General features: G+C 35.0%; 16 protein-coding genes. 3 read left to right on the top strand and 13 right to left on the bottom strand.

The features are described from left to right. Positions 1 to 7: 7 nt before the first annotated feature. From mprF to HMPREF2818_RS03385, 4 genes are all read right to left on the bottom strand, one after another. Positions 8 to 2,548, bottom strand: a complete 2,541-nt coding sequence (mprF, locus tag HMPREF2818_RS03370) for a bifunctional lysylphosphatidylglycerol flippase/synthetase MprF (RefSeq protein ID WP_000733242.1) — start codon at positions 2,546 to 2,548, stop codon at positions 8 to 10. Further along, positions 2,532 to 3,275, bottom strand: a complete 744-nt coding sequence (locus HMPREF2818_RS03375; protein WP_000138570.1) for an alpha/beta fold hydrolase — start codon at positions 3,273 to 3,275, stop codon at positions 2,532 to 2,534. Before HMPREF2818_RS03375 ends, mprF begins: the two co-directional genes overlap by 17 nt. A gap of 133 nt (positions 3,276 to 3,408) precedes the next feature. Then, complete coding sequence (locus HMPREF2818_RS03380; protein WP_000105939.1) at positions 3,409 to 3,765, bottom strand: DUF1304 domain-containing protein; 357 nt, start codon at positions 3,763 to 3,765, stop codon at positions 3,409 to 3,411. Between the two features lie 66 nt (positions 3,766 to 3,831). Further along, complete coding sequence (locus tag HMPREF2818_RS03385; protein WP_000883425.1) at positions 3,832 to 6,150, bottom strand: YhgE/Pip domain-containing protein; 2,319 nt, start codon at positions 6,148 to 6,150, stop codon at positions 3,832 to 3,834. 138 nt (positions 6,151 to 6,288) lie between these two features. Here HMPREF2818_RS03385 and HMPREF2818_RS03390 point away from each other — a divergent pair, with 138 nt between their 5' ends. Further along, a complete protein-coding gene (locus HMPREF2818_RS03390) occupies positions 6,289 to 6,828 on the top strand; it encodes a TetR/AcrR family transcriptional regulator (protein WP_000245860.1) in 540 nt (179 codons plus the stop codon). A gap of 85 nt (positions 6,829 to 6,913) precedes the next feature. Here HMPREF2818_RS03390 and HMPREF2818_RS03395 read toward each other — a convergent pair whose 3' ends face one another. From HMPREF2818_RS03395 to mnmA, 9 genes are all read right to left on the bottom strand, one after another. Further along, positions 6,914 to 7,210: a DUF4298 domain-containing protein gene (locus HMPREF2818_RS03395; RefSeq protein ID WP_001052251.1), complete on the bottom strand. Its 297-nt coding sequence runs from the start codon at positions 7,208 to 7,210 to the stop codon at positions 6,914 to 6,916. Positions 7,211 to 7,453: 243 nt separating this feature from the next. Beyond that, complete coding sequence (rpsD, locus tag HMPREF2818_RS03400; RefSeq protein ID WP_000092759.1) at positions 7,454 to 8,065, bottom strand: 30S ribosomal protein S4; 612 nt, start codon at positions 8,063 to 8,065, stop codon at positions 7,454 to 7,456. A gap of 329 nt (positions 8,066 to 8,394) precedes the next feature. Further along, positions 8,395 to 8,682 carry a Veg family protein gene (locus HMPREF2818_RS03405; RefSeq protein WP_001278152.1) on the bottom strand — a complete coding sequence of 96 codons (288 nt, stop codon included), beginning with the start codon at positions 8,680 to 8,682 and terminating at the stop codon, positions 8,395 to 8,397. A gap of 11 nt (positions 8,683 to 8,693) precedes the next feature. Continuing rightward, positions 8,694 to 10,049, bottom strand: coding sequence for a replicative DNA helicase (gene dnaB / locus HMPREF2818_RS03410; protein ID WP_000230635.1), 1,356 nt, complete (start codon positions 10,047 to 10,049; stop codon positions 8,694 to 8,696). A gap of 42 nt (positions 10,050 to 10,091) precedes the next feature. Then, complete coding sequence (gene rplI, locus HMPREF2818_RS03415) at positions 10,092 to 10,544, bottom strand: 50S ribosomal protein L9 (protein WP_000864242.1); 453 nt, start codon at positions 10,542 to 10,544, stop codon at positions 10,092 to 10,094. Positions 10,545 to 10,549: 5 nt separating this feature from the next. After that, positions 10,550 to 12,532, bottom strand: coding sequence for a DHH family phosphoesterase (locus HMPREF2818_RS03420; RefSeq protein ID WP_000819771.1), 1,983 nt, complete (start codon positions 12,530 to 12,532; stop codon positions 10,550 to 10,552). Positions 12,533 to 12,598: 66 nt separating this feature from the next. Continuing rightward, complete coding sequence (gene mnmG / locus HMPREF2818_RS03425; RefSeq protein WP_070508691.1) at positions 12,599 to 14,500, bottom strand: tRNA uridine-5-carboxymethylaminomethyl(34) synthesis enzyme MnmG; 1,902 nt, start codon at positions 14,498 to 14,500, stop codon at positions 12,599 to 12,601. Between the two features lie 169 nt (positions 14,501 to 14,669). Then, complete coding sequence (locus HMPREF2818_RS03430; RefSeq protein WP_000623752.1) at positions 14,670 to 15,281, bottom strand: MarC family protein; 612 nt, start codon at positions 15,279 to 15,281, stop codon at positions 14,670 to 14,672. Positions 15,282 to 15,312: 31 nt separating this feature from the next. Further along, complete coding sequence (gene mnmA, locus HMPREF2818_RS03435; protein ID WP_000131746.1) at positions 15,313 to 16,434, bottom strand: tRNA 2-thiouridine(34) synthase MnmA; 1,122 nt, start codon at positions 16,432 to 16,434, stop codon at positions 15,313 to 15,315. Between the two features lie 245 nt (positions 16,435 to 16,679). Here mnmA and sdaAB point away from each other — a divergent pair, with 245 nt between their 5' ends. Beyond that, positions 16,680 to 17,348 carry an L-serine ammonia-lyase, iron-sulfur-dependent subunit beta gene (gene sdaAB, locus HMPREF2818_RS03440; protein WP_000681579.1) on the top strand — a complete coding sequence of 223 codons (669 nt, stop codon included), beginning with the start codon at positions 16,680 to 16,682 and terminating at the stop codon, positions 17,346 to 17,348. A 14-nt stretch (positions 17,349 to 17,362) separates the two neighbouring features. Then, positions 17,363 to 18,235, top strand: coding sequence for an L-serine ammonia-lyase, iron-sulfur-dependent, subunit alpha (sdaAA, locus tag HMPREF2818_RS03445; RefSeq protein WP_000500146.1), 873 nt, complete (start codon positions 17,363 to 17,365; stop codon positions 18,233 to 18,235). Positions 18,236 to 18,352 lie beyond the last annotated feature (117 nt).

Raw genomic sequence — 18,352 nt, forward strand, 5'->3', positions numbered from 1 at the left:
ATAAAGCTTATTTAACAATCTTAATTTTACTATCTTCCATTAATAGGGCACAAATAGCACAAATTAACCAGGACGAACGAGAACAAGAAATATAACGTTCCGACCACAATGGTGTAAACTTCTTCTTATACTTGTGTAAACCATTAAATGAGTAGAAATGACTACCGAAATGATAGACAAGATACGCCATTCTCTCTTTAGCAAAACTTGTTTCAACGCGACCAACTCCTGATAAAGGTGCCATCCCCAAATCAAAATAGTGGTATCCCTTCTCTTGATAATAAGAGAATAATGATAAAAAGAGGAAATCCATAACGCCATTCGGAATTTTCTGTTTATCGTGACGCATTAAATCAATAGAGATAATACTCTTTTCATAGTTTGGCATAATATTAGCAAAAGCAACAACTTCGTGTTCAGCATTTTTTACCAAAGCTATTGGGGCTTGTTGGAAATAATCTTTATTAAAATATCCTAGTGAGAAACCTTTTTCAGGACGTCCTTCTAACCAAGTATTAGAAATCTCTTCCAAACTATTTAGTAGCTCTTGACTATGTGGCGATTGTACAACTTCGAAATAGAAACCATCCTTTTCAACTCTATTTAGGGCATTTCTGAAAGGTTTGTACTTATTCCCTTTAAGAGTAAACGTTTCTAAATTAACTAAAGCATCCTCACCAACTTTCATAAAGTCAAAACCATACTCATGTAAAAGTAGTGTCAACTTCTGTCCAATACTGTAAAAAACAAGGTCATAGTCTAGCTTATCAGCATCATCAATAAACGATTCAATAGCTTCACGAATATAAGTGTCATCACCGGCTGGTTCCCCCATAATAAGACATTTATTATTGACAATTACAAATTGGAACGCAACGCAATCTTCTCCATTTTTTTGGTACCAGTAGAGCCTTTTATCATTTAAAAAGGCTAAACCGCTATCCGAAGAACCACCGTAAGCTTGAAGTAGTTTTTTATAACGATCCACATTGAACACATCACCAATCTGACAAGATTTTCCTTGTAAAATCTTAACCAAACATAAATAAACGAGAGTAAGAATCAACGTAGCCAATGCTATCGGCTCCCATGCTATGATATAATGCAGGCGTTCAATACTACCACCTGTAATATGAGCCCTGATAGGGAATAGTAGTCCTGCAATATAAAATAGAACTCCCATTAAACTAACGATAATGATTCCATCCTTAATACGCTCTTCCCAGCTATAAATAAATTGTTTTTTATAGAGAGTTGGCTTAATGACTAATAAGCCTAACAATAGTAAAATAAACCAGAAAGATAGTCGCCAACTAATATGACCTAAATTAAGATAAAACAATGTCAAAGTAATCCAGATAATAGCAATTGGAAAAGCATTTTTCACTTTTTGATCAATAGTTCTAGCTAAGAGAATAAAACAAACCCCCAGCAATAAACCTGGAAACTGCCATAACATTTGTTCTTGTAATGGGTCCAAGCCTAGCTTCTGCAACCACATAATATAAGTAATATTTTCAAAAAATGCTGTTGAAAATATTAAGAATGCACCTAAAATACGCATCAAATGGCTCACCATGGTTTGTAGAACAGTTGATACTAACTCTTTCGGGACATTTTCATAACGTTGATTTATTTGACTACCTAAATAATGGATAAAGAAATAGATACCTGCAAAGAATGGAATAATATAGTAGGCTAAACGATAAAGTAATAACCATGCAACCACAGTTTCTTTAGGTAGTCCCTCGGCAGCAAACCCTGTAAATAGAACTAATTCAAAACTTCCTAATCCACCGGGAATAAGGGATACAATCCCGACGGCACAACCAATACAAAATAGTGGTAAAATTTTATAAACTGGTAGATGAATGCCCATTAAATAACCGATAATTATAAATGCTGCGGCCGCACATCCCCATTCAAAAAAAGAAACAACACCTAATTTTATACGAGTACTAGATGGCATATCTCCGAAATAATGGCTTCCTTTATGACCAGAAATCCAATAAATAACAGGAAAATACATACTAGCACCAATTAATACCAAATAATAGTAATCAACACTAGCTTTGGCATGAAAAATATGGCTCATGATTAAGGCAATCACACTAATAAATGACAGACCAGAAATAAGATAGGGTAAAAAACGAGTCACTTCTCTTAGGTCACTCTTCTCTTGACCTTTTTTACCATAAAAAGCCATGCGCAACCCAATATCGATTAAGCCACCGAATCCTGACAAGTTATTAAAAGTGTTGATACACCAACTAGTCTGTAAAATATACCTTTTGCTTTTATCTGTACGTAAAAGTCCATTCAGTACAAAGTCATATCCGGTTGTCGGTAAGACAGCGATAACCCCCACAAGGATAATTAAGAAAAGATTCATTGGAGATAATTGCCCAAAAACACTCTTTAGTTGCTCAACAGAAATAGTTCGTTTCAAATGAATCATTTCAACAATAATAAGCACTAAAACAGATATAAAAAATACAATTTTAATCACAGAAGTCAGTGATTTGACTTTTTCAATTAGCTTTTTCAACAATTTCTCCTTTCAACGTATCGTTGATAAACTTTTTTGCAATAATATTAAAAACATGGGAATCTTGCTTAATAATGTGATGCCCAAAGCCAACTAAAGAATAAAACTCCCCCCTTGGAAAATAAGAAGCAAGTTTCTTAGAATGATTTAACTTAATTATGTCCTTATTTCCAACCAAAACCATTACAGGAGTTGACACATGCTGTAAATCAGCTGGACTAATCTTCAAATCCTCCAACATAAGCGAAATAACTTGAGCTTTTTGCCTCATATACGGAAAGAGTTTCCCTAAATAGTGAAGGAATTTATAGGCAATCCTTACTAAAAGAATATCCCACCATCGCTGACCATGAATAGTCAGGTTCCCTGAATTAAGCAAAAGCCCTCTAACCATACCTGGAAACATCGTTTGAAAAACTAAAGCTAAATTGGCACCATCGCTATGGCCTACCAATATAACTTTATCAATCTCTAAATGAACTAAGATATCCTTTAAGTCAACTGCTATTTGCCTGAAACTAATGGTATTTAGCTTTGCATGACTTTTGCCATGCCCTCTACTATCCATAACAATAACTTGGTAATACTTAGAAAAATATGCTATTTGCTTATCAAAATAGCGACTACTTAAGCTATTGCCATGTAAAAAAACAATCGGTTGACCTTGACCAACGACACGATAATAAATATCTGAACCATCTTTAGTATGTAACCAGTTCTCAGTCATAATCAAAGTCACCTCTCTTTGAATTCGTAGTTATATTATACTATTTTTAAAGACAAATTACTTAAACTACCTGTATTATGAGAAAAAAATGATTACTAAAAGCCGTTCAACTAAATCGAACGGCTAAGTAGTATTAAAATAAGAATGTTAAAAGAGCTAATATAGGTAAACCACCCTGTTTTAATAAGATTTTTTTATCAACTGTCAAAGCACCATAAATAGCAACTAGCAATACATTGATTAAAAAAACAGCTACAATTTCTTGATTCTGTGAAATATATAACCCATAAAGGAGGAATAGGCCAATCAAGCCGTTGTATACACCTTGATTCTTAAAAAGTTTAATAACGGGTAAATATGACAACTCTTCTTTAGACATACTAAAAATCTTCCCAGTCATATTTGACTGGGTGGCTAACGTCTCCAAATACATAATATAAAAATGTTCCAAAGCAGTTAATGTTGCAATAATTATTGTTAAAGTAGACATATCTTCTCCTCCTAAATACTTTGACATACCATATCATACTGTTAGTCTATCACTAGATACTTTCTATTAATCTTCTTGTTTACGATAAATAAGAAGAGCAAGTATCATCGATGATACTAAAAAGATTACTAGCATTCTCCATTGATGGTTAACGTCTCCCGTCAACGAGATGGTCTCTCTTAATCCTGAAACAGAGTAAGTCATCGGTAAAAATGGTTGAATTGTTTGAAAGAACTTAGGACTCAATTCTATTGGGTAAGTTCCTGCGCTTGAACCAAGCTGGAATAATAATATTAATAACGACAAGAAGGAACCATACCTATTATCCCATCCCACTAAAGCAGTTACTAATGCCATCAAAGTCCATGCTGTCAATAGGATAATAAAGTAGGTTTTTCCAGGGTAATCTGGTTTAAGACCTATGAATTGAACTGCAAAAAATAAGATAGTTGCTGCTAGAGTTGCAATGAATCCATTGATTAATAATTTATTTTTAGCCCAACTAAAACGATTAGCTGGCTCTTTGCCAGATAAAGCTTTCGCAAAAATAACATTGGCTGATAAAGCTACCACCATCAACGCAACTGAAATCATGTATGGTGCCATTCCAACACCATTCGTATCAACGCTATCATAATCTTCATGCTTGATAGTGACTGGGCTAGATACTGCATTGGCATTATCTTTATTTACAGAAACCATGGACAACTGGTCCCCAGCTTTCCCCAAAGAACTTGATAATTGAGAAACACCACCTGACAACTCTGTCAACCCATCTGTCAACTGATGTCCTCCCCCAGCAAGCTTATTAGAACCATCTGCAATTCTATCAGAACCACTAGCTAATTGCCCCGCTCCGTCTCTCAATTGATCCGATTTACTATCTAAAGTTTGAGCTCCCTGACTTGCTTTTTGTGTTCCTGAAATCAATTGATTGGATTTACTATCTAAAGTTACTGCACCTTTGCGTAATTGCCCTACAGCATTCGTATAATCCGTGATTCCTTTTGTCAAGGTTTGACTACCTTGATATAACTGCTTAGTAGCCGTTGGCAATTTTTGAATTTTATCTAAATCTGAGATAGCTTTTAATACTAAATTGTTAGCTGTTCCTGACAAAGTTTGAAGATTTTGTGATCCATTATTAGAAGGGGCTGAACTAGATGCTTCACTAAGCACAGTTTTCATATTTTCTATATTTGAAGAAATATTTGCTGCAATTGTCTCAGCTGAAGTAGGTGTTCCAGTAACCGCTGAGGTGATTTGAGATTGTTGTTCAGGGGTTAAACTTTTAAAAGCTGACGTTGATTGTACCGCAGTCATTTGCTTTTGTTTATCAGCAGCAGCCGTATTCATCAAAGCCTTTGTACTTGATTCAATAGTTGATAAAAAATTAAATAACTTACTATTAGTATCGCTATCAGTAGTTGCTGTCGATTGTAAATTTGTAATAATCTGATTTAGATTCTTTAATCCATCTGAAAGGTTCTGCAAAGTACGTTCTTGCTCTGGTTTTAGTTGAGTTGCTTGTGACAATTGTTGTAAACCATCCGTCAACTTTTCTGATCCTTCCACCAATGCTTGAGACTTATCATCTAATTTTTGACTACCTTCACTCAACTTATGCACACCTGTTGTGTAAGCAGTAACACCATCTGATAATGTTTCTAACCCGTTAGATAGGGTCCCCACACCATCTGTATAAAGGTTTATTCCACTATTTAGTTTATTAGCTCCTCCAGAAAAAGTTTGACTAGAGCTTGCTAAAACATCTAAATTACTTGTCAAGGTTTGGCTCCCATCCTGTAGCTTATTAGAACCATTTAATAATTCTTGACTCCCATCAGCAGCTTTATTGATACCTGTTTTCATAGAACCCATATTTTTAAAAACTGATTCAGTATAAGTCCCTGTAATAGATTCTGCTACCTCATCTTTTAGTTTATTAGCTGCTGTCTCACTCATTTTTGAAGCTACAAAACTACGCCCCTTAGTAGTTTTATAAGTAATATTTAACCTTTCTGGTTTTTCTGTCATGAGAGTTGTCGCTTTTCTAGAAAGATCTTTAGGAAAGGTAATAACCATATAATAGTGACCCTTTTCTAATTCTTTTTCTGCTCTTTTAGCTGTTGTAAAATGGAAATCTAAGCTATCATTTTTAGACAAATTGTCCTCCATATCTTTGCCAATTGAAATAGTTTTTCCATTTAATTTAGCCGATTTATCTTGGTTAACGACTGCCACAGGTAAATTTTTAGTATTCCCATAAGGATCCCACATTGAGCTTAGAAAGATAACATTATATAGCGTTGGAATCAGTGCAACCCCAGCCATCGTAATCCATAATTTTGGGCTTTTTATGATTGCTTTTAATTCGTCTAACATTTTTTCTCCTATTTTGGACATATTGTTCATTTTTTTGATAAAATATATTATACAGTGATGATAGATAATTTCAAGATAAAAATCTCGTTTTTGGACACTGTGTTTAAAAATGTACAAAAATATTAAGGGGTAATTAATATGGTAAACGATACGAGGAGAGAAAAAACAAAAAGAGCTATTGAAGCAGCTATGATTACGTTATTAAAAGATCAGAGCTTCGATGAAATTTCAACGATTAATCTAACTAAAACAGCTGGAATCAGTCGTTCTAGTTTTTATACTCATTATAAAGATAAATATGAAATGATTGATCAATACCAACAGTCACTCTTCAATAAAGTCGAATATATTTTTGATCGCAATCAATTTAAAAAAGAAGATGCCTTGCTCGAAATTTTTCAATTCTTAGATAGAGAATCATTATTTGCTGCTCTCTTAACCCAAAATGGAACAAAAGAAATTCAGACCTACATCCTTAATAAATTACAATTAATGCTTTCTAAAGAATTACCTGTGGTCAATCCAGATGCAACAAAGTCTGATATCAACCGTTTGTATTATAGTGTCTATCTCAGTCATGCTATTTTTGGAGTCTATCAAATGTGGATAACACGAGGAAAAAAAGAAAGCCCTCAACAAATTACACAAGTGCTACTCAGTTTATTACCTCAAACTTAAAACCAGCCTTCCTTATAGGCTGGTCATTTTTAGTTAGGTTTATTTTATCCTCATTATAGGATAACAACACTAATAAGGACTGACATTATAAATGACGATACATTTGAGAAGACATATCTAAAAATTGGCCTACAAGCTCGTTATGTTCTCCTATAAAATCAAAGAGCTGATCCTCACTCAGTACACCGCATTTGAGATTATTTTCTGTTTGTTCTGATAGTCTAAACCAGTCTTCGCTACCATAAAATTCTCTTAATTTCACGTAATCTTCATAGTGCTTTTGAAAATCATCTATAGCTTCTACTAATGCATTGATTCTAGGTTTGAAGCTATCATACTTCTCTTCCATTTCTTCTATTTTTAATCTATCATTTAGATTCATAATAAAATCTCCTTAGTTATATAAGATTCGACGAGATAAGTTATCATTCTCAAGTATTTGTAACGTTAACTCTACTATATCCTTTTTACAAAGTAAAAAATTACTCATTACAAACTGACAGTGTTGATTTTTATTCTAATGTTAGTTTAAAATCTTTTTGGTTCATTAAATATAATGACTCACTAAAAAGTATATAGCAAAAAAAGCCTATAAAATAGGCTTTTAAAGTATGTAATGTAATAATTAAAGCATTTTGTTGTAGAATTCAACGACAAGTGCTTCATTGATTTCTGGGTTAATTTCATCGCGTTCTGGAAGGCGAGTCAATGAACCTTCAAGTTTTTCAGCATCAAATGATACGAAAGCTGGACGTCCTAAAGTAGCTTCAACAGCTTCAAGGATTGCAGGTACTTTCATTGATTTTTCACGAACTGAAATAACTTGTCCTGGAGTAACGCGGTATGATGGGATATCAACACGTTTACCATCAACAAGGATATGACCATGGTTAACAAATTGACGAGCTTGGCGACGAGTTGTTGCAAGTCCTAAACGATAAACAACGTTATCAAGACGACGCTCTAAAAGAACCATAAAGTTGAAACCAAGAGTTCCTTCTTTTGCTTTAGTAGCTTGTACGAACAAGTTACGGAATTGTTTTTCACCAAGTCCGTATGAAAAACGAAGTTTTTGTTTCTCAGCTAACTGCAAGCCATATTCTGAAAGCTTGCTACGGTTATTAGGACCGTGTTGACCAGGTACGTAGTTACGACGTGCCAATTCTTTACCTGTGCCTGTAAGTGATAAACCAAGGCGACGTGATTGTTTCCATGATGGACCAGTATAACGTGACATCTAAATGTCCTCCTCTAAAATAATTGAGGAAATAACGATTTAAAAAATCCTGATTCGTGCAGGGGATTTTCGCCTAAACAGCAAAGGGTACTAGATTAGTTAACCACCTGTTGACGAGCTTCATATTTTTCTGCTGTTATTTCACACAAGCTATATTATATCATGAAAATAATATTGAATCAAGTTTTTATGTCTCTTAAACCTTAAATACAAATAGACATCTAATAAGTATTTCCAATTATAATAAGAAAGATTCTTAATTCTAACCACCAATAGAGAATTAGTAAATTTTTTTATAGAAACAAAAAACCTCAGTCGAGGTTTTCATACTATTCTGCTGACTCGTCATCAAAATAACGAATTAAAGTTTTCTCAGTTAAAATATCTGAATAAGTGTAAGACTCTACATAAGTATTATCAATTGCTCCTGGTACAGCTGCAGTATCCTTATACTCTACGATAAACAAAGATGGGTAAACTTCAATTAGGCGCCCAATTTTATTTTTTTCCCTCTTACGACCATTTTCGAGAGTAAGTTCGACCATCTGTCCCTCATGTGACTTGATATCTTCTTTTATTTTTTTCATTTTTGCAACATCTGCAAATGCATCACTCATATTAACATCTCCTATTCTTCAAATTGAGCTATACTAGAAAATTTATTATATTCCTTTTGAAACATTAATTTTACTGTCCCACGCGCACCAGCACGGTTCTTTTCTAAAATAACCTCAACAGTATTATCTTCTACAATTTCCTCTGCTTCTTCGCCCTCTCTACGATAATAATCATCTCGATATAAGAAAGCAACAATGTCAGCATCTTGTTCAATCGATCCAGATTCACGAATATCAGATAAGACCGGTCGTTTATCCTGCCTTTGCTCAACCCCACGAGAGAGCTGGCTTAATGCGATAACAGGAACCTTTAATTCTTTAGCTAAAATCTTCAACTGCCTTGAAATTTCAGAAACTTCTTGCTGACGATTTTCTGGTCTAGTTCCTGAAATTAATTGGAGGTAGTCAATGACGATTAAACCTAAACCATCATCAACTTCTTGAGATAACTTCCTAGAGCGTGCTCTAATTTCTGTAATTTTAATCCCGGGCGTATCATCAATATAAATTGGCGCATCCGCCAAAGCTCCTTGAGCAATCGTTACATTATTCCAATCTTGATCCGTCAACTGACCAGTTCGTAAACTATGAGAATCAACCATTCCCTCTGCTGCCAACATACGGTCAACTAAACTCTCAGCCCCCATTTCAAGTGAAAAAATAGCTACAGGTCTATTTTGTTTAGTTCCAACATTTTGAGCAATATTTAAAACAAAGGCTGTTTTACCTACTGCAGGACGGGCCGCTAAGATGATTAATTGATCTGGATGTAAACCTGTAGTAATCCTGTCTAAATCTCTAAATCCAGTTGGTAAACCTGTGACATCTGAGGTTTGCTGTGAACGTAATTCTAAGTTTTCGTAATTAACTTTTAAAACATCAGATATCTTTCTAAACCCGCTACGATTACTGTGTTCGTTAATATCAACTAAAGCCTTCTCAGCGGTGGCAATAATTTCATCAGAATCATTTCCTTCATAGGCCATGTTGACAGTATCTGTCAACTTAGAAATGATATCTCGCAACATGGCTTTCTCAGAAACTATTTTGGCATAAAACTCCGCATTAGCACTTGTTGGAACACTATTAACTAATTCAACAATATAGCCCAACCCACCAATGTTTTGAAGATCACCTTGGTCATCTAAAATATTTCTAACAGTAGCAGCATCAATTGCATCATTTCTATCAGCTAAGGTAATCATCGCTCTGAAGATAACTTTGTGTGAATATTTATAAAAATCATCTGGACTTATAAATTCTCTCACCATAATCAGTTTCTCTGGTGAGATAAAGATAGATCCTAGAACGGCCTGTTCTGCCAACAGGTCTTGAGGTTGTACTCTTAGCTCAGATACTTCTACCAAACTTCATTCCTCCTGACTTGTCAACCTTTATCATCTCTCAGTTTACGCTTCTTTGATATCAAGCTTAATCTGTGAAGAAACCTGTTTATGTAATTTTACTGGTACTTCAACCTTACCAATCGCTCTAATAGTATGATCTAAATCAATATGACGTTTGTCAATTTTAATGCCGTATTGTTTTTGTAACTCTTCAGCAATCTTTTTGGCTGTGATAGAACCAAACGTACGACCATCTGGACCTACCTTTTCAATAAATTGCACTCGGGTAGTTTCGGATTCTAATTGTGTTTTCAGCTCCTTTGCCTGTGCTAAAATTTCTGCTTGTGCTTTTTCTTCGGACTTTTGTTTTCCTTTTAATTCACCGATAGCTTGTGTCGTTGCTTCTTTAGCTAGATTCTTTTTTAATAAGAAGTTTTGAGCATAACCAGTAGGTACTTCCTTAACCTCACCTTTTTTTCCTTTCCCCTTAACATCTTGTAAAAAAATAACTTTCATCTCAATTAATCCCTTCTATTTTCGACTGTACTATTTTCTCTTAAATCTTCGTCAATTATTTCCAGTAACATACGTCTAACTTGCTTTACAGACTTGTCTTGTATTTGACAAGCAGCAAAACTAAAATGTCCGCCACCACCAAGTTTTTCCATAATACGCTGGACATTGATATTATTTCTACTGCGCGCTGAAATACCAATATTTGAACTGTTTTTAGTAATAACAAAAGTAGCCTCAATACCTGCCATTGTCAACATGGTGTCAGCTGCTTTACTAGCTATAACATGCGAGTAAACTTTATGTTCTTCTCCGGTAGCAACAATGATGTTATCATAAATACGCTCACCTTTTAAAATCAATTCATTAATTAAACGATATTCATCAAAATCTGTAGCTGATATTTTTTGAATAGCCATACTATTACTACCTAAACCGCGTAAATAGCTTGCCACATCAAAAGTTCTACTCGTTACATTAGATGCAAAATTTCTTGTATCAAGCATGATACCAGCCATTAAAATACTTGCTTGACTGCGGCTTAATTTATCTTTAGCTTGTTGAAATTGAATCAATTCTGTAACTAATTCGCTGGCACTACTTGCGCCACTTTCTATAAATGAAAGAACAGCATTTTTTGGAAAATCTTCATCTCTTCTATGATGATCTACCACAATAACATCTGCAAACTTGTTAAAGAATTCCTTAGATAAGGTTAAAGCTGTTTTAGAATGGTCTACCATGACTAATAAAGAATTTTGAGTAATTAATTCAAAAGCTCTCTCAACACTTACGAGACGTGTTTCGCCGTCTTCTTGCAAGTAATCAATTGCTCTTTCAATATCAGAATTCATGTCATTTGGGTCATAAACTACATAACTGGCATTAACAATATTACTAGCAAAAAATTGCATCCCTACAGATGCACCTAGTGCATCCATGTCCAATTTCCTGTGTCCCACAATAAAGACACTATCAACTACTTTCAAACGGTCAGAAATAGCAGTCATCATAGCTCTGGTACGTGTTCGTGAACGTTTAATAGTTGAAACAGCACCACCACCAAAGTAAAGTGCTTTTTTACTACTATCATTTTCACGTACTACTATTTGATCTCCTCCGCGAACGAGTGCTGTATTAAGATTTTCTAAAGCAATTTGCCCAATTTGATTATGGTTACCATCACCATAAGAAATTCCCATACTTAATGTTAATGATAAATGGTTTTCCTGAGCGCGTTTTCGAAACTCATTTAAAATATCAAATTTATCTTTTATCAATGTATTTAAAACGCTATAGTCGGTAAAAATATAGTATCGATCCATATTGACACGACGATAAAAAATATTTTTAGACTGTGTAAAATCAGAAATAAAACTAGTCACGAAGGCGTTAATCTTTGACATATCAGCCTCTAACATAGTATCCATAATATCATCGTAGTTATCAATGGAAATAATACCAATAACTGGACGTAGCATTGAACTATCATAGTTTCTTCTATTCCCCATGAAATTATCGAAGAAATAGAAAACACCCGTCTCTGTATCCAAATAAGCTGAATATTTGTTATCACCGTATTCAAATGATTGCCCAGCCGTTCCATTACGTCTACTAGTAATGATATCTTTAACAGTAGCAGACTGAAAATGACCATTATCCCCAGTAAAAATCAATTCTGCATAAGGGTTAAACCACTCAATATCATTTGTTTCAAGATCAAATTGTATAACACCAACTGGCATTTGTTCAAGAAGACTCTTAAGAGAAACTTCTGTTTGATCATTAAGTAATTCAATTTGTTCAACTTCAGATAGTTCATAAGTTATCTTTTGGTAATATAATAAGGCAACAACAAAAGATAAAGCAACAAAAATAGCCAATAATAGAGCCGTATAGGATTGAAATAACCTAACACAAATAGCTAATAGTCCAAATAAAATCAGGCCTATTAAAACTAAATGGACGGTTGCAAAACGAAATCTTTTCATTAAATAACCTCTTAAGACCTAATTATAACACAAAACGCCCCTGATAAACAGGGGCGAACACTATTATCAATTGATATTTTTACGACCTTTTTGTCTTCCTTCAAGGTAAACCATTAAAATACTAATATCGGCTGGATTAACTCCTGAAATACGACTAGCCTGACCTAGCGTTTCTGGGTTAATTTTTTTGAATTTTTGTCTAGCTTCTGTTGCGATAGAATCAATGTCGTCCCAGTCAATATGAGGGGGAATACGTTTTTCTTCCATTCGTTTCATTTTTGCAACTTGATCTAAAGCCTTTTTAATATAGCCTTCGTATTTAATTTCAGTTTCCAAAAGTTCAATAACCTTACTGTCTAATGGCTCATCAGCACAACCAACAAAATCCGTTGCTACTGCATATGTGATTTGTGGGCGGCGCATAAATTCTTTGGCAGTTAAAGCATCTGTCAAAGGTTTAAAGCCCAATTCTTGAATCCGTTTATTTGTCTCAGAAACTGGCTTTAACTTTATAGAGTCTAAACGTTCTAATTCATTTTCAAATTGCATTTGACGCTTTTTAAATATCGCATAACGCTCTTCATCTACTAGGCCAATCTCATAACCGATTTCTGTTAAACGCATATCTGCATTATCATGACGAAGAATCAGACGATATTCTGCGCGACTTGTCAACAGACGATATGGTTCTAGAGTCCCTTTGGTAACTAAATCATCAATCATGACACCAATGTAAGCATCACTTCGTTTTAAAATAAGTTCTGGCTTCCCTTGAACTTTAAGAGCAGCGTTGATCCCAGCAACCAACCCTTGACCAGCAGCTTCTTCATAACCTGAAGTACCATTAGTCTGTCCTGCAGTAAACAAACCAGCAATTACTTTTGTTTCGAGTGTTGCTCTTAATTGATGAGGCAATACAATATCATACTCAATAGCATAGCCTGTACGCATCATTTCAGCATTTTCAAGCCCTTTTATAGAACGTAATAAATCAACTTGAACATCCTCAGGAAGACTCGTTGATAGCCCTTGAACATAAACTTCTTCAGTGTATCTACCTTCTGGTTCTAAGAAGAGTTGGTGGCGCTCTTTATCAGCAAAACGCACAATTTTATCTTCAATTGACGGACAATATCTAGGACCAACTCCCTTAACGATTCCAGAAAACATAGGAGCACGGTGTAGATTTTGATTGATGATGTCATGACTCAAAGTATTCGTATAGGTCAACCAGCACGGTACCTGGTCAGTAATATAATCTTCATCCCTAGACATAAATGAAAAATGATTTGGTTGCTCATCCCCAGGTTGTATCTCTGTCTTTTCATAATTAATAGAGGAGGCTTTTACACGAGGAGGTGTTCCAGTTTTGAAACGACCAATTTCTAATCCTAGGTCTCTTAAATTATCTGCCAATGTCACAGAAGCTAAACTATTATTAGGGCCCGAGGAGTACTTAAGATCACCTAATATAATCTCTCCTCGAAGAGCAGTACCTGTTGTTATAACAACAGATTTTGCTGAAAATTTCTGATTAGTTGCTGTACGAACCCCCACAACCTTTCCATCTTCAACAAGTATTTCGTCAATCATAGCTTGTCTTAAGGTAAGATTTTCTTGCTTTTCTACAGTTTGCTTCATTGTTTGTGCATAGAGGGCTTTATCAGCTTGTGCTCTTAAGGCACGGACAGCAGGCCCCTTACCTATATTAAGCATTTTCATTTGTATATAGGTTTTATCAATGTTTTTACCCATTTCACCACCTAAAGCGTCAATCTCTCTGACAACGATACCTTTAGCAGAGCCACCTATAGAAGGATTACAAGGCATAAATGCTAACATTTCTAAGTTGATAGTGGCTAGAAGTGTCTTACATCCCATACGACTAGCAGCTAGACTAGCTTCCACACCTGCATGACCCGCTCCAACAACGATAATATCATAGTTTTCTGCAAAATTATGTGTCATTTTATTCCTTTCCAATTTCAAAGTCTAATTCATTAAAACACAAAAATAGCCAAAACTCTCGAAAATTGTACGTCAAAAAGACTTACAAATTCCATGAGCTTTGACCATCATAGTTATTGTTAAATTTATTTTAGCATTTATCTTTTAAAAGTCAACCAGAGGGGATAGGCTATGTTAAATGAAAACCAATTTTTATGCCTGTTATTAGCATCTCTATCCCGATAGTCATCAAAATAAGTCCCATCATTTTGGTGATTATAGTCATTGCATTTTTTCCAAGAAATTTAGTAATTTCGTTTGCACTTATTAAAATAACATACATTATCACACATAATATGGCAAAAGCAAGTATAGTAATGAGTTTGCCAGATAAACCACCACTTGATAACCCCATAGCAGTTGCAATAGTACCCGGACCTGCCAAAAGGGGCATTGCTAATGGTGAAACTGCCACATTCATTGGATCATCCTTATGCTCCTCTAGGTTTTTATTGGTTGGTGAATGTATACCATTAATCATTTTATAACCTATAATGCCTACCAATATTCCACCAGATATTTTTAGGGCGGCTAGGGTAATCCCAAATAAGTTAAAAAGTAAGTGGCCACTTAATACAAAGATTACAATAATGACAAAAGCAAGTAATACTCCTTTTGCTGCAATCCGACGTGAAATCTTCTGATCATCATCAGCTACTAAAGCCATAAAAGCTGGCAAATTAGAAATGGGATTCATAATGGCGAAAAAAGCCATGAAAGCTAAAATAAATTTTGAAATCATACGATTACCTCACTTAATAATTAAGTGTCAATTAAATGTATTGACAGATTTTATCATCACGATAAGCCTGATCAATCATCCCACCGCCTAAACATTCTTGTTCATTATAAAAAACAACAGCTTGACCTGGTGTGATTGCTCGTTGTAAATCATCAAACACAACCCTTGCTTGATTACCTTTTACGTAAACTGTAACTTTACTGTCAGGTTGACGATATCTGAACTTAGCTGTACATTCTAGCTTAAATTCATTAGGCATATCACGTGTAAAGTGGATTTCAGAAGCTGTCAAGCTAGTTGACATCAATGAGTCATGATAGAAACCTTGACCTACATAAAGAATGTTTTTACTTAAATCCTTTCCAACTACAAACCAAGGTTTATTATCTCCACCATGTTGCCCACCAATACCAAGGCCCCCTCTTTGACCAATAGTATAATACATTAAACCAGCATGTTCACCCATGTCACGACCATCAACAGTCATCATACGACCTGGTTGAGCCGGTAAATATTGACCCAGGAAATCCTTGAAATTTTTTTCTCCAATAAAACAAATACCAGTAGAGTCTTTTTTCTTAGCGGTCGCAAGTCCTGCTTCTTCAGCTATACGGCGAACTTCTGGTTTTTGTAAATGACCAAGTGGAAATAACGTTTTTTGCAATTGCTCCTGAGATAATTGACTTAGAAAATAAGTTTGATCCTTATTATTATCTGCTCCTCTAAGCATATGAACTATTCCGTTCTCATCACGTGTTACTTGTGCATAATGACCTGTTGCTACATAGTCAGCACCTAATGTCATCGCATAATCTAGAAATGCTTTAAATTTAATTTCCTTATTACACATAACATCTGGATTTGGCGTACGACCTGCTCGATATTCTGCTAAAAAATATTCGAAAACCCTGTCCCAATACTCTTTTTCAAAGTTGACAGAGTAGTATGGTATGCCGATCTGATCAGCAACAGCAGCAACATCTTTATAATCTTCAGTAGCCGTACAAACACCAAATTCATCTGTGTCATCCCAATTTTTCATAAAAACACCAATAACATCATAACCTTGCTCTTTTAAAAGCAGGGCAGTTACTGATGAATCAACACCTCCACTCATGCCTACAACGACACGAATGTTTGAATTATCAGTCATAAGAATTCTCCCATCAAAAAGTTTTATTTTTAACTTAGGCTTGAAGGGCCAAGTTGTTCTTAGATCAATCATATTGACTAAGAAACACTATAAAAGTGCTTATATATTATAGCACTATTTGTTGTCAAGTTGTATGTTTTTGTTGTGATAAATATTTATTACATTGCAGTTTTTTTATCTTTTTATGATATTTTTTAGAAATAATCTGTTATAATGAGAATGTACAAAAATCACGAGGAAAAACTATGAAACATTTAAAATTTCAATCGGTCTTCGACATTATTGGTCCTGTTATGATTGGACCATCAAGTAGTCATACTGCAGGAGCTGTCCGCATTGGTAAAGTTGTCCATTCTATTTTTGGTGAACCTAGTGAAGTAACCTTTCATTTATACAATTCTTTTGCTAAAACTTACCAAGGACACGGTACTGATAAAGCATTGGTTGCAGGGATTCTAGGAATGGATACAGATAATCCAGATATTAAAAACTCTCTTGAAATTGCTCATCAAAAAGGAATTAAGATTTACTGGGATATCCTAAAAGATAGTAATTCACCACATCCAAATACTGCGAAAATAACTGTTAAAAATGGGGATAGGAGCATGAGTATTACAGGAGTGTCAATTGGTGGCGGAAACATCCAAGTTACTGAGTTGAATGGATTCTCAGTTTCATTAACAATGAATACTCCTACTTTAATTATCGTTCATCAAGATATACCTGGCATGATTGCTAAAGTAACTGATATTTTATCTGACTTTAACATTAATATTGCTCAAATGAATGTAACACGCGAAAGTGCAGGAGAAAAAGCTATCATGATTATAGAAGTAGATTCACGAGATTGTCAACAAGCTGTCAAAAAGATAGAAGCTATTCCTCATTTACACAATGTCAACTTCTTTGATTAAGAGAAAGGGTAACTATGTTTTATACAATTGAAGAGCTGGTAGAGCAAGCTAATAGCCAACATAAGGGTAACATAGCAGAGCTCATGATCCAAACGGAAATTGAAATGACTGGTAGAAGTCGTGAAGAAATTCGTTATATTATGTCCCGAAATCTTGAAGTCATGAAAGCTTCTGTTATTGATGGATTAACCCCTAGTAAATCAATCAGTGGTTTAACAGGCGGTGATGCTGTCAAGATGGATCAATATTTACAATCAGGAAAAACTATTTCAGATACCACAATCCTAGCTGCCGTTAGGAATGCTATGGCTGTTAATGAGTTAAATGCTAAGATGGGACTGGTCTGTGCAACACCAACTGCAGGTAGTGCAGGATGTTTACCAGCTGTGATTTCTACAGCCATTGAAAAGCTTAATTTAACAGAAGAAGAGCAACTTGATTTTCTATTTACAGCCGGCGCATTTGGTCTCGTCATTGGTAATAATGCCTCTATCTCAGGTGCAGAAGGAGGTTGCCAAGCTGAAGTTGGGTCAGCTAGTGCTATGGCTGCGGCTGCTTTAGTTATGGCTGCTGGAGGTACTCCTTTCCAAGCTAGCCAAGCTATAGCATTTGTTATTAAAAATATGCTTGGACTTATCTGTGACCCTGTTGCAGGTTTAGTTGAAGTCCCTTGTGTGAAGCGGAATGCTCTTGGATCAAGTTTTGCACTTGTTGCTGCTGATATGGCCTTGGCTGGTATTGAATCGCAAATTCCAGTAGATGAAGTTATTGATGCAATGTATCAAGTTGGATCAAGTTTACCGACTGCTTTTCGTGAGACTGCAGAAGGAGGACTTGCTGCCACGCCGACAGGAAGACGTTATAGTAAAGAAATTTTTGGGGAATAAAGTTTATCAATTTTCTACTCTTTCCCTGAAAATAAATAAAAACGCTACAGCTTTACTGTAGCGTTTTTATTTATTTGTTTTAGCAATCTGTAATTATTGTTGACAACAGTGTAAAGT

It is taken from the genome of Streptococcus sp. HMSC076H09 (genome assembly GCF_001811765.1).
In the GTDB taxonomy this organism is placed as follows: domain Bacteria; phylum Bacillota; class Bacilli; order Lactobacillales; family Streptococcaceae; genus Streptococcus; species Streptococcus agalactiae.

Coding starts and splice junctions, on each gene's coding strand:
- HMPREF2818_RS03375 (WP_000138570.1), bottom strand. CDS start 3,275: ATGACTGAGAACTGGTTACATACTAAAGATGGTTCAGATATTTATTAT.
- HMPREF2818_RS03380 (WP_000105939.1), bottom strand. CDS start 3,765: ATGTCTACTTTAACAATAATTATTGCAACATTAACTGCTTTGGAACAT.
- HMPREF2818_RS03385 (WP_000883425.1), bottom strand. CDS start 6,150: ATGTTAGACGAATTAAAAGCAATCATAAAAAGCCCAAAATTATGGATT.
- HMPREF2818_RS03390 (WP_000245860.1), top strand. CDS start 6,289: ATGGTAAACGATACGAGGAGAGAAAAAACAAAAAGAGCTATTGAAGCA.
- HMPREF2818_RS03395 (WP_001052251.1), bottom strand. CDS start 7,210: ATGAATCTAAATGATAGATTAAAAATAGAAGAAATGGAAGAGAAGTAT.
- rpsD (WP_000092759.1), bottom strand. CDS start 8,065: ATGTCACGTTATACTGGTCCATCATGGAAACAATCACGTCGCCTTGGT.
- HMPREF2818_RS03405 (WP_001278152.1), bottom strand. CDS start 8,682: ATGAGTGATGCATTTGCAGATGTTGCAAAAATGAAAAAAATAAAAGAA.
- rplI (WP_000864242.1), bottom strand. CDS start 10,544: ATGAAAGTTATTTTTTTACAAGATGTTAAGGGGAAAGGAAAAAAAGGT.
- HMPREF2818_RS03420 (WP_000819771.1), bottom strand. CDS start 12,532: ATGAAAAGATTTCGTTTTGCAACCGTCCATTTAGTTTTAATAGGCCTG.
- mnmG (WP_070508691.1), bottom strand. CDS start 14,500: ATGACACATAATTTTGCAGAAAACTATGATATTATCGTTGTTGGAGCG.
- HMPREF2818_RS03430 (WP_000623752.1), bottom strand. CDS start 15,281: ATGATTTCAAAATTTATTTTAGCTTTCATGGCTTTTTTCGCCATTATG.
- mnmA (WP_000131746.1), bottom strand. CDS start 16,434: ATGACTGATAATTCAAACATTCGTGTCGTTGTAGGCATGAGTGGAGGT.
- sdaAB (WP_000681579.1), top strand. CDS start 16,680: ATGAAACATTTAAAATTTCAATCGGTCTTCGACATTATTGGTCCTGTT.
- sdaAA (WP_000500146.1), top strand. CDS start 17,363: ATGTTTTATACAATTGAAGAGCTGGTAGAGCAAGCTAATAGCCAACAT.